The sequence below is a fragment of the Janthinobacterium sp. GW821-FHT03C10 genome, from assembly GCF_059420865.1.
Window position 1 is genome coordinate 1,730,530 of record NZ_JBWKUN010000001.1, and the last position, 15,694, is coordinate 1,746,223.

At 61.2% G+C, this 15,694-nt stretch carries 12 protein-coding genes; 7 read left to right on the forward strand and 5 right to left on the reverse strand.

Translation table 11 applies throughout. The features are described 5' to 3' along the window. The first annotated feature begins 93 nt into the window (after nt 1-93). From AC07VH_RS07480 to AC07VH_RS07500, 5 genes are all read left to right on the forward strand, one after another. Nucleotides 94-618 (forward strand): cytochrome b, encoded by a 525-nt coding sequence (locus AC07VH_RS07480; RefSeq protein ID WP_070311507.1) that lies wholly within the window; start codon nt 94-96, stop codon nt 616-618. 44 nt (nt 619-662) lie between these two features. Further along, entirely contained in the window at nt 663-1,217 is a 555-nt protein-coding gene (locus AC07VH_RS07485) for a YceI family protein (RefSeq protein ID WP_475414166.1), read from the forward strand. 109 nt (nt 1,218-1,326) lie between these two features. Continuing rightward, nucleotides 1,327-1,902 (forward strand): YceI family protein, encoded by a 576-nt coding sequence (locus AC07VH_RS07490; RefSeq protein ID WP_326455971.1) that lies wholly within the window; start codon nt 1,327-1,329, stop codon nt 1,900-1,902. Nucleotides 1,903-2,068: 166 nt separating this feature from the next. Further along, nucleotides 2,069-2,338: a GlsB/YeaQ/YmgE family stress response membrane protein gene (locus AC07VH_RS07495; protein ID WP_071075198.1), complete on the forward strand. Its 270-nt coding sequence runs from the start codon at nt 2,069-2,071 to the stop codon at nt 2,336-2,338. Between the two features lie 305 nt (nt 2,339-2,643). Further along, nucleotides 2,644-4,797: a S46 family peptidase gene (locus AC07VH_RS07500; RefSeq protein ID WP_489629536.1), complete on the forward strand. Its 2,154-nt coding sequence runs from the start codon at nt 2,644-2,646 to the stop codon at nt 4,795-4,797. A gap of 81 nt (nt 4,798-4,878) precedes the next feature. On the opposite strand, the gene AC07VH_RS07505 is transcribed toward AC07VH_RS07500, so the two are convergent. Then, nucleotides 4,879-5,448, reverse strand: a complete 570-nt coding sequence (locus tag AC07VH_RS07505) for a hypothetical protein (protein WP_489629535.1) — start codon at nt 5,446-5,448, stop codon at nt 4,879-4,881. Nucleotides 5,449-5,597: 149 nt separating this feature from the next. On the opposite strand from AC07VH_RS07505, the gene AC07VH_RS07510 reads away from it, so the two are divergent. Together AC07VH_RS07510 and AC07VH_RS07515 are read left to right on the forward strand one after the other, a co-directional pair. After that, nucleotides 5,598-7,286, forward strand: coding sequence for a M14 family zinc carboxypeptidase (locus tag AC07VH_RS07510; protein ID WP_494788154.1), 1,689 nt, complete (start codon nt 5,598-5,600; stop codon nt 7,284-7,286). 90 nt (nt 7,287-7,376) lie between these two features. Further along, on the forward strand, nt 7,377-9,530 hold the full coding sequence (locus tag AC07VH_RS07515) for an FUSC family protein (protein ID WP_494788153.1): 2,154 nt from the start codon (nt 7,377-7,379) through the stop codon (nt 9,528-9,530). Between the two features lie 128 nt (nt 9,531-9,658). Here the strand turns inward: AC07VH_RS07515 and AC07VH_RS07520 are convergent, their stop codons facing one another. From AC07VH_RS07520 to AC07VH_RS07535, 4 genes are all read right to left on the reverse strand, one after another. Beyond that, nucleotides 9,659-11,617 carry a S9 family peptidase gene (locus AC07VH_RS07520; RefSeq protein ID WP_494788152.1) on the reverse strand — a complete coding sequence of 653 codons (1,959 nt, stop codon included), beginning with the start codon at nt 11,615-11,617 and terminating at the stop codon, nt 9,659-9,661. Nucleotides 11,618-11,684: 67 nt separating this feature from the next. Continuing rightward, nucleotides 11,685-13,157, reverse strand: coding sequence for an amino acid permease (locus tag AC07VH_RS07525; RefSeq protein WP_475414172.1), 1,473 nt, complete (start codon nt 13,155-13,157; stop codon nt 11,685-11,687). Nucleotides 13,158-13,575: 418 nt separating this feature from the next. Then, nucleotides 13,576-15,006, reverse strand: a complete 1,431-nt coding sequence (locus tag AC07VH_RS07530) for an amino acid permease (RefSeq protein ID WP_494788151.1) — start codon at nt 15,004-15,006, stop codon at nt 13,576-13,578. A gap of 116 nt (nt 15,007-15,122) precedes the next feature. After that, nucleotides 15,123-15,581: a RidA family protein gene (locus AC07VH_RS07535; protein WP_070220653.1), complete on the reverse strand. Its 459-nt coding sequence runs from the start codon at nt 15,579-15,581 to the stop codon at nt 15,123-15,125. Nucleotides 15,582-15,694 lie beyond the last annotated feature (113 nt).

Genomic DNA, 15,694 nt, shown 5'->3' on the forward strand with positions numbered 1-15,694 from the left:
TTGTAGAATCTCCAGCACGCAGCGCAATTTGCTTTTCTTTGGTATATTAGGCCGAATTAGTCCTAACACGTACTACATTCAAGAAAGCCGCCGATGCAACGCTACACCACCACCGCCATCATCCTGCACTGGCTGACCGCCCTGCTGATCATCAGCGCCTTCGTCATGGGCCTGGTCATGACGGATATTCCCGGCCTGACGCCCACCAAACTCAAATATTTCTCCTGGCATAAATGGCTGGGCGTGACCGTGCTGGCCATCGCCGCCATCCGCCTGCTGTGGCGCAAGGCCAACGTGCCGCCGCCGCACCCGGCCAGCATGGTTGCCTGGCAAAAGAAGGCGGCCGATGCCATGCATGTGCTGCTGTACATCCTGATCTTCGCCGTGCCCATCTCCGGCTACCTGTACACCCTGGCCGCCGGCGTGCCGGTGGTCTACCTGGGCCTGTTCCAGTTGCCCGTCATCATGGCGCCGAATCCGGAACTTAAGCCGCTTTTAAAAGAAATTCATTATGTTCTGAACATGACGATGGCCGCCGCCGTGGCCGCCCATGTGCTGGCGGCCCTGAAGCACCAGTTCATCGACCGCGACGGCGTCCTCAAGCGCATGCTGCCCTGACATCGACTTCCCCTTGCTCACTGAAACTACAGGAAAAAAACAAGATGAAAACCACCCAACGTATCGTCCTCGCTTCCCTGCTGGGCCTGTCCGTAGCCGCCACCGCCGCCACCCTGCTGAAAGTCGATCCCGCCAAGACCAGCGTGTCGGCCGTGTTCAAGCAAATGAACGTGCCCGTGGAAGCGAAGTTCAAGAAATTCAATATCGCCATCGATTACAACCCGGCCGCGCCGGACGCCTCGAAGGCGTCGGTGGAGATCGAGACGGCCAGCATCGATATCGGCGACCCCGAGTACAACAAGGAAGTGGCGAAGAAGGAATGGTTCAATTCGGCCCAGTTCCCGAAAGCCACCTTTGTCTCGAACAGCATCAAGGCCGCCGGCGCGGGCAAGCTGACGGTAAGCGGCAAGCTGAGCATCAAAGGCAAGACCACCGACGTCACCTTCCCCCTGACGGTGAAGGCTGATGGCGGCAAATACGCGTTCGACGGCGCCCTGCCGATCAAGCGCCTGACCTACAACATCGGCGAAGGCGAGTGGAAAGACACGAGCATGGTTGCCGACGAGGTCACGATTAAATTCCACGTCGCTGCTCAGTAACACCTGAGAAAACGTCCATGACTGCGTTGCTCTTGCCCTGAACGTTTTTCAGGCGTTACATATCAGATCAACGCCCAAAAATCTGTTGTTTAACTTAGTTAGGAATTCAATGAAATTGAAGCACTTGATGATCGCCGTGCTGGCAGCCGCCGGCGCGGGTTCGGCCATGGCCGCTACCGACACCTACAATCTCGACCCGACGCACACCTTCCCCAGCTTCGAAGCCGATCACATGGGCATGTCCGTGTGGCGCGGCAAGTTCAACAAGACCAAGGGGACGGTGACCCTGGACCGCGCCGCCAAGAGCGGCAGCCTGGATCTGGTCATCGATGCCGATTCGATCGACTTCGGCCTCGACGCCATGAACACGCACGCGAAAAAAGCGGACATGTTCAACGTCGAGAAATTCCCGCAAATCACCTACAAGAGCACCTCGCTCAAGTTCAACGGCGAGCAGCTGGTGGAAGTCGATGGCGAACTGACCCTGCTGGGCGTGACCAAGCCCGTCAAGTTGAACGTGAGCAAGTTCAAGTGCATCATGCACCCGCGCTACAAGCGTGAGGTGTGCGGCGCCGATGCCACGGCGGAATTCAAGCGCAGCGACTTTGGCCTGAACTACGGCATGCCGGCGTTCTCGCCGGAAGTCAAGCTGGCCATCCAGGTGGAAGCGATCAAGGCCGACTAAACACGATCTTGCCGCATGATAAGCCCGCTTCGCTGCCCGCAGCCAGGCGGGCTTTTGCATGCGCCATGCGAATCCGCTGGACTTTTCTATCGTGCGGCATCACTATCGATTGGCATGATGTTGTTCTGACATGCCACACCCACTTATCCACCGCGCGGAGGACTACATGAATTTCATTATCTGGATCGTTATTGGCGGCGTCATCGGCTGGCTGGCCAGCATGGTCATGAAAACCGATGCGCAACAGGGCATCTTCCTCAATATCGTCGTCGGCATCGTCGGCGCCTTCCTGGGCGGCTGGCTGCTGGCGCCGCTGTTCGGCACGGGCACCATCAATAGCGACAATTTCAGCCTGTCTTCGCTGCTCGTTTCGTTCCTGGGCGCCGTGATCCTGCTGGGCATCGTCAATCTTTTGCGCCGCGGCAAAATACGCTAAGCAAGCAAAAAGCAGGGCATGGCAAGTGGCCGGGCCGCGCAAGCGCCCGGCCATTTTTCATTGCCGCCAGGACACGTATGGACAAATACCACAACCGCCGCACGAGAAAATGCGGGTTGCCAGCCGCTTCCAGCGCCTCCGCCAGCGCAAAACATATCATTCAGGCAAGCACTTGCGAATATGCTGCCAGGAAAATGTGATTGACTAGTGCGAGTCCGATACGGATACTCTATGTCGCCCGCTGCATAATCAGCGGGTACACCGCTGATTCCGACTTCCCTACAATGTAAAAGAACAGAACTCGAATGAAAAAATCTCTCATCGCGCTCGCCATCCTGAGCAACTTCGCACACGCCGACGAAGGCATGTGGATGCCCCAACAGCTGCCACAAGTAGCCAAGGAACTGAAAGCCGCCGGACTGAAACTGGACCCGGCCACCCTGACCAAACTGACCGAATTCCCGATGGGCGCCATCGTCAGCCTGGGCGGCTGCTCGGCGTCGTTCGTCTCGCCGCAAGGCCTGGTTGCCACCAACCACCATTGCGTCTACAACAGCGTGGCGGTCAATTCGACCAAGGAGCGCGATTTGCTGGCCAACGGTTTCCTGGCCAAGACGTTCGCTGAAGAATTGCCGGCCGCCCCGGGCAGCCGCATCTTCGTCACCTCGGCCGTGACGAATGTCAGCGACAAGATCATCAGCGCCGACGTGGCCAAGCTGCAAGGCAAGGCCCGCATCGATGCGATCGAGAAAAACCAGAAGAAACTGGTCGCCGAATGCGAAAAAGAAGCGGGCTTCCGCTGCACCGTGTCGAGCTACTACGGCGGCCTGGAGTTCTACCTGATCAAGCAACTGGAAATCCGCGACGTGCGCCTGGTGCACGCGCCTCCAGCGGGCGTGGGTAAATTCGGCGGCGACACCGACAACTGGATGTGGCCGCGCCACACGGGCGACTACGGTTTCTACCGCGCCTATGTCAGCAAAGACGGCAAAGCTGCCGACTTCAGCAAGGACAACGTGCCGTACCAGCCAAAACACGTGCTGAAACTGGCCAAGGATGGCTTGAAGGAGGGCGATTTCGTCATGGCGCTGGGCTACCCGGGCCGCACCAACCGTCACCGCCTGCCATCGGAAGTGGCGTTCACGTTTGACTGGAACTACCCGGCCTTCGTGAAAGCGTCGGGCGAAACCCTGGCCATCATCGCGCGCGAAACCAAGGACAACAAGGACGTTGCCCTGAAATACGCGGGTCAGGTGGCTGGCGTGAATAATTACTACAAGAACCGCCAAGGCATGCTCGATTCCTACGCCGGCAGCGACTTCCTGGCGCGCAAGACGACGGAACACGAAGCCCTGAAAACCTGGGTCAACGCCAATCCTGCCCGCAAGGCGGAATTTGCCGGCGACATCGAGCAAGTGGAAAAGCTGATCGCCGAACGCGATGCCGACACCAAGCGCGACTTCTTCCTCAGCTACGCCCAGCCACGCCTGCTGAACACGGCACGCAGCCTGTACCGTTTATCCAACGAAGGCACCAAGACCGATACGGAACGCAAGTCCGGCTACCAGACGCGCGACTTGCCACGCCTGGAAGCGGGCATCACCTCGGTCGAGCGCACCTACGATGAAAAAGTCGACAAGGCGCTGGTACTGAACAGCCTGACCAAGTACGCCGCGCAACCGGCCGCACAGCGCCGCGCCAGCTTCGACGCCGCCATCGGCATCAAGGACGGCATGTCGCAAGCCGACCTGGCCGCCGCCCTGGACAAACTGTATGCCGGCAGCAAGCTGGGCGACAAGGCCGAGCGCGCAGCCTGGCTGAAACGCACGCCAGCCGAATTCCAGGCCAGCAAGGACAGCTTCATCCAGGCCGCCGTCGCCATGTATCCGGATTCGCTGAAAAACGAAGCGGAAGAGGAAGAACTGGCCGGCAAGATCCAGCAAGCCTACGCCAACTACATGAAAGCAAAGATCGCCTTCATGAAGAGCAAGGGCCAAGCCGTCTACCCTGACGCCAACAGCACCCTGCGCGTGACGTTCGGCCGTGTTGCCGGCCGTGACCATGGCGCCGACGGCACCACCTGGACCGCCTTCACCACCGTCAATGGCGTCGCCGCCAAAGCCACGGGCGAAGGCGAGTTCAATGCACCGGCGAAGCAGCTGGCCGCGATCAAAGCCAAGGACTTCGGCAAATTTGTCGATCCGAAGCTGAAAACCGTGCCGGTCGACTACCTGGCCACCCTGGACATCACCGGCGGCAACTCCGGTTCGGCTGCCCTGAACGCGAAAGGCGAATTCATCGGCCTGGCATTCGATGGCACCCTGGACTCGATCATTTCCGACTGGGACTACAACAAGGCCAACACCCGTTCGATCCAGGTCGACCTGCGCTACATGCTGTGGAACATGAAACACATCGACCACGCAGACAACCTGCTGAAAGAAATGGGCGCCGAGTAATTCGCGGATAACAACAACTAATAAGCCCGGCAACGGGCGGTTGTTCCCTGAGCCACTCCTGCGGGAGTGGCTTTTTTTCGTCTAACGTTTTATTTTGGTGAAACGGTAAGGCGCGGCTTGCTCCTCGCCAAACACGTGCGCGCGGCCGCTTCCCAGCGGCAGCATCACGCGCCGGCCATCCTGCAGCAGCAAGGCCAGGTCGGCGCCGGGAAAGCGCTGAGCCAGCAGCGGATAGGCTGGCCGGGCGATGCCCGTGGCGGGAATCACGATGCGGTAATCGCCATCGCCAAAGTCCAGCAGCAGCGCGGCCACCTCATCCGGCCCCGGCAGCGCCGTGATGCGCAGGCGCGTGCTGCCCTTGACGAGTTCGAAGGCCGACCATACGGGCAAGGCACGCTGCATCGCGCCGACCCGCAGCTGCGGCACTTGGCCCGCCTCCGCCGACGTCAGCAAGACGTCGGGCCGCTCCTCCGATACGGCGCCATCGACGGCCAGCAGCCAGCCCCGGTAGCGTATCAGCGCGCCCTGTGCGGCGGCCGTCACGGAGCCGCCCTGCGCCATCGGTTCCTTGCCCGCTGGCAAGCGCAACGGCGCCGCCTGTGCCGCCAGGCATATCCCCCACACCAGTGCCGCCATCGCCGTCTTGCCCATGCCGCCTCCCTTGCGCGTGAAACGTATTCATAACACAAGTTCGACCCGGCCCATCTGCCGCGCCTCAAGGCGCCAACGCCGGTGCTACAATTGGCCCCTAGCGGGCGTACTTACCCAGCGCGCCTTCCCCCTCCCAGACTCAGACCGCTATGCCACCAGACTTGCGCACGACCTACGAACTCGGTAACCACAACCAGACCACGACCTGGCTGGAATGCATCACCTTCTATCAAGATCTCGCCGCACGCTATCCGCAGGTGCTGCACTTCGAACAGATCGGCCTGTCCGACTCGGGCGTGCCCATCCACGCTGGCGTCGTCAGCGCGGACGGCGTGTTCGACCGCGAGCAGATCAAGCGCGCGGGCCGCACCGTGTTCTTCAACAACAACGGCATCCACCCAGGCGAACCGGAAGGCATCGACGCCTGCATGGCCATCGTGCGCGACCTCTGCACGCAGCCGAAACGCCTGGCGGCGCTGGGCAGCACCGTGCTGCTGTTCATCCCGATCTACAACGTCGACGGCAGCCTGAACCGCGCCAATACCTCGCGCGTGAACCAGGATGGCCCGGAGCAATTCGGTTTCCGCGGCAACAGCCGCCACCTGGACTTGAACCGCGATTTCATCAAGTGCGACAGCCTGAACGCGCAAGTGTTCAACCGCCTGCTGGCCAGCTGGGACCCGGACGTGATGGTCGACACGCACACGTCGAACGGCGCCGATTACCCGTACACGATGACCCTGATCCACACGCAGACGGATAAGCTGGGCAATGGCCTCGGTCCCTTCCTGCAAGACACCATGCTGCCGCACATCTTTGCGCAGATGGAACAGGCCGGCTGGCCCACCTGCCCGTATGTGAACCCCGTCAAGGACAGCCCCGACCACGGCATCGCCGAATTCCTCGAAGTACCCCGTTTCTCGACCGGTTTTGCGGCCCTGCATCACGTCATCGGTTTCATGCCGGAAACGCACATGCTCAAGCCCTTTGCCGACCGCTACGCTTCCATGCGCGCCCTGCTCGACATCACCATGGCCTTTACCATCGAACATGGCGAACAGATCAAGCAACTGCGCGCGCAAGCCAAAGCAGCGGGACGCACGCAAGCCGAGTGGCCGATCCACTGGGCCATGAACGAAGAGCAACCGTCGACCTTCCCCTTCAAGGGCTACGCAGCAAAATACACGCCAAGCGTGCTGGGCGACTACCAGCGCCTGTCCTACGACCGCTCGCAGCCGTGGGAACGCGACATCGCCTATTACAACCGCTTCGATGCGGACGTCACCGTGGCCGCGCCGAAAGCCTATGTCGTGCCGCAAGCGTGGCGCGAAGTGATCGAGCGCCTGCGCTGGAACGGCGTCGACATGACCCGCATCACCGCCGAACAGACGGTAACGGCGCGCTACTACCACATTGCCAACGTCGGCACGCGCGCCGCCGCCTACGAAGGCCACATGTTCCACGACACGGTGGAACTGGAAGCGCGCACGGGCCAGTTCACCTTGCAGGCGGGCGACTATGTGGTCAGCCTGGAGCAGGACAACGCGCGTTATGCCGTGGAAACGCTGGAACCGCAGGCGCACGACAGCTTCTTCCGCTGGGGCTTCTTCAACAGCGTGCTGGAGAAGAAAGAAGCGTTTTCGGATTACGTCTTTGAAGACATGGCGTCGGAACTGCTGCGCGACGAACCGGCGCTGGCCGCTAAATTTGCCGAGTGGAAGGCAGCGAATCCGGCCCTGCTGAGCAATCAGGAAGCCGTGCTCGACTTCATTTTTGAACACTGCCAGCGCTTTGCCGAGCCGGAATGGCGGCGCTATCCCGTCATCGCCCTCATGTAACTGGGGACTGTAGCGACTGCAACATCCTGGCGCCGCATCGGAGACCCCGGTGCGGCGCCTCTTTCTGTGCCCTGCCCACAAGGTAATCCCATGCACTACGCACTGAACCTGCGCACCTTTATCTACAGCCATTATTTTTACCTGGGCTTGCGCGTGGCCATCGGTCTGGTCGGCCTGGCCTTGCTGACCCAGGAAATCAGCGACAGCGCCACCGCCATGACGGTGTGCATCGGCGCCCTGTGTACGACCCTGATGGACATGCCCAGCCCGCTGCGCCACAAGTTCAATGAAATGCTGGCCTCGGTCCTGCTGTGCAGCGCCGTCACCTTGTTGATCAGCCTATGCGGTCCCGTGCAGTGGCTGCTGATGACGGTGCTCGTGCTGGTCAGCTTTCTCGCCAGCATGATGGTGGTGTACGGCAAGAAATCCATGCCCTTGCAACTGGCCGCCCTGTTCATCATGACCATGTCGATGGAACACCAGATGACGTGGCAGCAATCGTTTCACCACGCGGGCCTGTTCATGCTGGGGGGATTGATCTATCTGGCCTATGCCATGGCCATTGCCTGGGTCTTGCGCCACCGTATCAAACAGCAAGTGCTGGCCGAAGCCCTGTTCGAATTGGCCGCCTACATCGACATCAAGGCCGATTTCTACGACACGCGTTTTAATTTGACGGAACAGTTCAACAAGCTGGTGCGCCATCAAAGCATTCTGGCCGACCGCCAGCAGGCGTCGCGTGACTTGATTTTGCGCAGCCACAAGAACAGCAAGGATGCCATCGTCGTGCAGGTGCACGTGTGCATGCTGGATCTGTATGAACTGATCCTCTCCACGCATACCGACTACGCGCTGCTGCGCCAGCACCTGGCCGATTCCGATGTCTTGAAATCTTTGCACGACCTTGCCTACAAGGCGGCGCGCGATATCGAAGCCGTGGCGTATGCCGTCACGCGCAAGCGCGCCTCGTATGCGCAGATCAGCTATGACAAGGAATGGGCCGACATCGAAGCGGAGATCGCCCGCCTGCACGCCAAAGGCGACGGTGCGCAGGAAGCGCTGGCGACCCTGCGCGCGCAGCGCAACAAGATCCGCGCGATTCTGAAAATGATCGCCGAGCTGCATCTTGCCACGCAAAAAGTCTATGCCGACGTGCCGTTCTGGAGCGGCGCGGACATGGCGCCCTTCTTGTCGCAGCAGAAATACGAACTGAAGACCTTACTATCGAATCTGCGCCTGGATTCGCCCGTGTTCCGCTTCGCCCTGCGCGTGTCGATGGCCATCTCGGTCGGATTGCTGATCGGCCACTGGCTGCCGTATGCGGCGCACAGCTACTGGATCGTCTTGACCATCGTCATCATCCTGCGCCCTACCTTCAGCATGACGCGCCAGCGCCGCGCCGACCGCATCATCGGCACCATCATCGGCTGCGTCATCACGGCCATCGTGATCCGCTTCGTGCACAGCAATATCGTGCTGATGGCCATCTTGTTCCTCTCCATCGTCGCCACGCCCACCTTCATCTATCTGCGCTACCGCTACACGGCCATTGCCGTGAGCCTGATGATCTTGCTGCAAATGCACCTGGTGGCGCCCAGCAACCCGAACCTCGTCAGCGAACGTTTGATCGACACCCTGATCGGCGCGGCGGTGGCCACCGTGTTCAGCTTTGTGCTGGCCAACTGGGAATACCAGAGCCTGCCGCGCCTCGTGCGCCAGGTACTCAACGTGAACCTCAGCTATATGCAGGCCAGCTTCGCGCTGCTGCAGGGAAAATGTTTCGACGATTTCGCCTACCGCATCGAACGCAAGCGTTTGATGGACAGTCTGGCCGCGCTCAGCTCGGCGCTGGTGCGCATGCTCGACGAACCGGCCAGCAAGCAGCGGGCCGTGGAAGACATCAACCTGTTCATCGTGCAAAATTACTTATTGGTCGCCCACGTGGCGGCGCTGCGCTCGATCCTCGGGCGGCATGCCAGCCAGCTGCCCGTCGCGCCCGTTAACGCCTTGCTCAGCCACAGCCATACGCAAGTGTGCCTGACCCTGTCGCGCGCGCTGGAACAGCTCGACGACAAGATCGCCATCAGCGCGCCGCTGGCCCCTCCTGCCGCGCCGCCCGTCAGCGACGTGGCCTGGTCGGGCTGGCCGCTGGTGCAGCGCCGCATTCGCCTGTTGCAGGCAGATGCGGACAAGATCGTGGTACATAGCGCGGCGATCGTGCACATCGTTGCACCGCGCGCCTGACAAAAAGTCCATGGCGTTGTTGCCGCGCCTCGTCGTACATTCGTACTGCCTTCGGCACGGCGCCTAGCCCTGAACATGTTGTCAGCCGCTTTATCCAGGCTGGCCTGCCTTTGGCAGGCCACTGATCACTACTTCAAGTAGCGTTCAAACCAGCCGATAGTACGCTTCTGCAAGTCGCGCTGGTGCTCAGGCTTGCGGAAGGAATGGCCTTCACCGTCGTAGATGAACAGGCTGGACGGCACGCCCATGGCGCGCAAGCCATGCCAGAATTCCAGCGACTGGGCAGCCGGCGTTTCCACGTCGCGCTCGCCCACATAGATCAGGGTCGGCGTCTTCGCCGCCTTGATCGATTCGATGGGCGAAGCCTTGCGATACACGGCCGGATTGTCATAGGCGGAGGCGCCAAAGAAGGGGATCATCCACTGGTTGATGCCGTTCTGGCCGTAATAACTGATCCAGTTCGATACACCAGCACCGGCCACCGCCGCCTTGAAGCGGTCGCTGTGCGTGACGCCCCACATGGTCATGAAGCCGCCATACGAATGGCCGATCAAGCCCAGGCGCTGGCCGTCGACGGGCGCCACTTTTTCCACGGCGTCGATGCCGGCCAGGATGTCGCGCCAGTCGCCGCCGCCGAAGTCGGCCATGTTGGCGCGCGTAAATGCCTGGCCTTGGCCAAAGCTGCCGCGCGGATTGGGCAGGAAGACGAAATAGCCCTTCTCCGTCAATTCGCGGATCAGGGAGCTCGCCGCCACGTAGCGGGGCGAGGCGGCCGCGCCCGGGCCGCCATGCACGTTGACGACCATGGGGTAGCGCTTGCCCGCGTCCGTCTTCAACGGCCCCAGCAGCCAACCTTGCACCTTGTATTGTTCGTTGTTCCAGCCCACGTTGCGCACCGTCAGCTGGGGCGCGAAGCCGTCATTGTCGCGCGTGATTTTTTTCAGCTGGGCCACCGGTCCCGCCACCAGATAGCTGGCGTGCGTAAAGTCTTCCTGCGCGGCAGCGGCCTGCAAACCATCGGCGCTGAACGACAGACGGCCATCGCTGCCGCCGCTGCTGATTTCACCGAGCAGCACCGGCTGGGCCGGACCCGTTTGCACGTCGACGGGCACCAGCGCCAGCTGCGAATCGATCAGGGCCGTCGCCAGCAAGCCGGCGCCGCGCCAGACGACGCCATTGAAGGTGCCACGGTAATCGGGTGTGAGATTGCGCGGCGTGCCGCCGGCCAGCGGGACGGTATAGATATCGCCGCCGATGGAGCCGAAATCGCTCATCAGGCCACCGATGAAGACCACCGTCTTGCCGTCCGGCGAGACCGAGGGCAGGTTCATCTGCATGGCCGGCGACGCGATCACGCGCAGGGCGCCCGTGGCGGCATCAATATGGCTGAGCTTGGCGACCCACCAGTTGCTGTCGCCATTGCCTTGCGCGCTGGTGGCGACAAAGCCGCCCCCATCGGGCGTCCAGCTGTATTCATACACATAGGTGTCGGCGGGTGACAGCAGACGCGGTTCGCCGCCGCTGACAGGCACGACGGCGATGCGCTGGGCATCGTCTTCGCTGCCCACTTCGCCCACCTGGCGCGCGCCCGCCTCCACGGCGCCGGCCAGCTTGCGCGCGCCCACCGTCGCCAGCAGCGCCAGCTGCTTGCCGTCCGGCGACCAGCGCGCCGTACTGGCCACACCTTTGATACTCGTCAACACGCGCGCCTGTGCCTGCGTCATCGTGGCCAGGTACAGCCGCGCCATGCCCGCCTTGGCATCGTAGCCGACAAAAGCCAGTTGCCTGCCGTCAGGCGACCAGCTGGGCTTGTCGTAGGAACACACGGCACACGGGTCGAATTGCTGCACGATGGCGCCGTTGGCGGCGTCGCGCACGACGATGGCCGCGTGCGGGCGCTGCGGCTGTGGCTGTGGCTGTTCCGCCTTGCTCGACTCGATGGCGGCGATGCGCTGGCCATTCGCCGACAGGGCGACGGCGCGGTAATCGCGCAGCACCGGGCCGCTGGCAGGCGCGGCTTGCGCCATGGTTCCCATTAAGCTGCTTGCCAGCAAGCCGCAGGCGGCCAGATCAGTTATTTTCATCATGTAAATTCCGGTTAGAAATAAAAAAAACCGCCAGCAGGCGCGGCGGTTTTGGATGGAACAGACTGCATCAACGGGCCTTCTTGCCCAGGTGTGAATGCCGCATGCTGTACAGGAAGTAAATGGCCACCGTCACCGCCATCCACACGCTGAACACGACAAACGTCGTATGCGGCAAATCGCGCATGATGTACAGGCAGGCAAACACGCTCAGGCCCGGTATCGCGTAAGGGCCGAACGGCACGCTGAAGCCTTCGATGCGGTTCGCGCCCTGCTTGTGGCGCAGCACGGGCACGGCGATCGAGACCACCATGAACGCCGTCAGGGTGCCGATGCTGACCATGTCCCACAGGTAAGTCGCATCGACGGAACCGGCCACCAGAGCCACCACCAGGCAGACGATGATGGTATTGCTGACGGGTACCAGGGTGCGCGGGTGGATCTTCTGGAACGATTTCGGGATCAGGCCGTCGCGGCTGACGGCAAACAGGATGCGCGTCTGGCCATAGATCGTCACCAGGGTCACGCTGAAGACGGAAATGACGGCGCCGGCCGACAGCACCAGCGCGGGCCAGGTCTTGCCCGTGACGTTTTGCAGGATCACCGCCAGGCCCGCTTCCTGGCCTTCGAACAATTTCGCCTGTTGCGCGCCGAGGGCGGCCACGGCCACCAGCAAATAAAACACGGTGACGATGAGCAAGCCATACAGGATGCCGCGCGGCACGTTGCGCTTGGGATCTTTCACTTCATCGCCCGCCGTCGCCACCGTATCGAGGCCGATGAACGAGAAGAAGACGGTGCCGGCCGCAGCCGTGACGCCCGTCATGCCGGCAAAGCCCTTGCTATTGTCGGTATTAAAGAAGGGGAAGAAATTGTCGGCATTGAAGCCGGAAAAGGCAATGGCAATAAAGAATACGAGGATGGACAGCTTGATGATGACCATGATGGCGTTCATCAGGGCCGATTCCTTGGCGCCGCGCAGCAGCAAGAAGCCGCACATGCAGATCAGAAAGATCGGCGGCAGGTTGATGTGGCCGGCATGAAACTCCATGCCATGCGGGCCGGAAACGATCATCGGCGTGCGCAGCATCTCGGGGATGTGCCAGCCGAAGGCATTTTCCAGGAAGTTATTCAGGTAGGACGACCAGCCGATGGCCACGGCACTGCCCGCCAACCCGTATTCGAGCAGCAGACAGGCGGCCATGATGAAGGCAAGAAACTCGCCCACGGTGGCGTAGGCAAACGAATACGAGGAGCCGGAAGCGGGGATGCGGAACGACAATTCCGCATAGCACAAGGCCGTCAGGCCGGCCGTGATGGCGGCGATCAGGAAAGACAGGACGACCGACGGGCCCGCCTTGGGGACGGCTTCGACCATGGTAAAGAAAATGCCCGTGCCGATGGTGGCGCCGACGCCGATCATGGTGAGGGAAAACAGGCCGATGGACCGGCTCAAGCCGCTGCTGCTGAGGCCTTCACCATATTCGACCGTGGTATCGATCGGCTTGGTGCGGCAGAGTTTCTGGACCAGGGTTTGGCTCACTAGACTTCCTTTATGAGGCATGCACTTGAACACCTGCCAAAACCTACTGCGCGTCGCGATTCGCGGCCTGCGATGCTCACTGTGCATTCGCACAGCTGCGCTTCTTAGCCACAACTCACTTCCGCTCGCTACGGTTTTGTCAGGTGTTGTTCGGAACATGACGGGTAAAAACACATAAAAACGGCGCTCCGGCCCTACCTGGCAAAAAACCGGAAAGATCGCGTCCATTCTCAAAACTAAGCGATTATAGGGCTTTCACCGGTTCAGCTAAACAGAACTTTGATGCAAGGAAACAACGCCAGGCGTGCGCCGGCCAAGCCGCAACAGTGCGGGCACGGCCGAAGTTGCTTCTATGAAAGAAAAAGCGCGCCGCTGCAGGGGCAGGGGCGCGCTTCTGGCTCAGCTCAACGACGCTGGCTTACTTCTTGCCGTGTGGCGCATCGGCCGGCGGCCAGCCCGCTTCGTAGCCTTGCGGCACGTCATCGCGCTTGTCCTTTGGCGCCAGGCCCAGCGCGTAGTACAGCACCGTCAGCAGGATCAGCCAGGCCGGTCCCACCATCAGGGCGATGCGCGTATCGGGGAAATACGCCATCAGGCCGATCACCAGCGCCAGGAACGCCAGCGAAATCCAGGAACCATACGGCGCGAACGGCATGCGGAAGGCCAGGTTCTTGATTTCCAGCGGCGTCAAGGTCTTGCGGAACTGGATCTGCGTGACCAGGATCACGCCCCAGGTCCAGACGGCGCCGAAGGTGGAGATCGAGGTGACCCAGATAAACACTTTTTCCGGCACCAGGTAGTTCAGCAGCACGCCCAGCAGCAGCGCGAAGACCGACACGAGGATGGCGCGGCGCGGCACGCCGCTGGCCGTCGTTTCCGCAAACGCCTTCGGCGCCTGGCCTTGCAGCGCCAGGTTGTACAGCATGCGGCCCGTGCTGAAGATGCCGCCATTGCACGACGACAAGGCTGCCGTCAGCACGACGAAGTTGATGATGCCGGCCGCCGTCTTGATGCCCAGGCGTTCGAACGTCATGACGAACGGGCTGCCGGTGGTGCCGATTTCATTCCATGGGTAGATCGACAGGATGACGAACAGCGCGCCGACATAGAAAATCAAAATACGCCAGAACACGGAATTGATGGCGTCGGGAATCGATTTCTTCGGGTTCGCCGCTTCGCCGGCCGTCAGGCCGATCATTTCCACGCCCAGGTAGGCAAACATCACCATCTGCAAGGACATCAATACGCCCTGCGCGCCATTCGGGAAGAAACCGCCATGCGTCCACAGATTCGAGATGCCGACGGCCACGCCGCCGTTGCCGAGACCGAAGACGATCATGCCCGTGCCGCCGACGATCATCAGGATGATGGTGACGACCTTGATCAGGGCGAACCAGAATTCGAACTCGCCGTAGGCTTTCACGGCCAGCAGGTTGATCGCGCCCATGGAACCCAAGGCCGCCAGGGCCCAGATCCAGCGCGGCACGTCGGGGAACCAGATGCCCATGTAGATGGCAACGGCGGTAATTTCCGCCACGCACGTGACCAGCCACAGGAACCAGTAGTTCCAGCCCGTCAGATAGCCTTGCAGGGGGCCCAGGTAATCCTGGGCATAGCGGCTGAAGGAACCGGCAACCGGGTTGTGCACGGCCATTTCGCCCAGCGCGCGCATGATCATGAAGATGACCGCGCCACCGATGATGTACGACAGCATGATGCCGGGACCGGCCATCTTGATCGCGTTGCCGGAACCCAAAAACAGGCCCACGCCAATCGCGGCGCCCAGCGCCATCAGGCGGATTTGCCGCTCGCCCAGGCCGCGGTGCAAGCCTTGTTCACTCGTTTTCATTACGTGTCTCCGTTTTTTTCTTGAATACACCGATCCCTCCACCCCAATGGCGGTTCCGCTCTTGCTGGAAAGGAGGAAAGGGCGAGCCGGCGGCAAGCGCCGGCATGCTCAGCTGATTAGGCCAGTTCGGCGATCAGCTCGATCTCGACGCATGCGCCCAGCGGGATTTGCGCCACGCCGAAGGCGGAGCGGGCGTGCTTGCCGCTGTCGCCGAAGACTTCGACGAACAGTTCCGAGGCGCCATTGGTCACCAGGTGCTGCTCCGTGAAGTCGGAGGTGGAATTGACCAGGCTCATCACCTTGACGATGCGCTTGACCTTGTTCAAGTCGCCGCCGCATGCATCTTGCAGGGTAGCGATCAGTTCGATGGCGATGCCGCGCGCCGCGATCTTGCCTTCTTCCGTGGTGACGTCCTTGCCCAGTTGGCCAACCCAGACCTTGCCATCCTTCTTGGCCAGGTGGCCGGACAGGAAGACGGTGTTGCCTGTGCGGGCATGCATCACGTAGGCGGCAGCTGGCGCGGCAACGACTGGCAGTTCAATGTTGAGGGCTTTGAGTTTTTCGTAAAACGACATGCTATTTCTCCAAGAAAACAATATAAGCGAAACCAAAATTCATGCACGGCAGGGCACGCAGGATGACGCCCTGGCAGCGCGGTAGTGACCGACAACAGTGCCAGATTAAACGT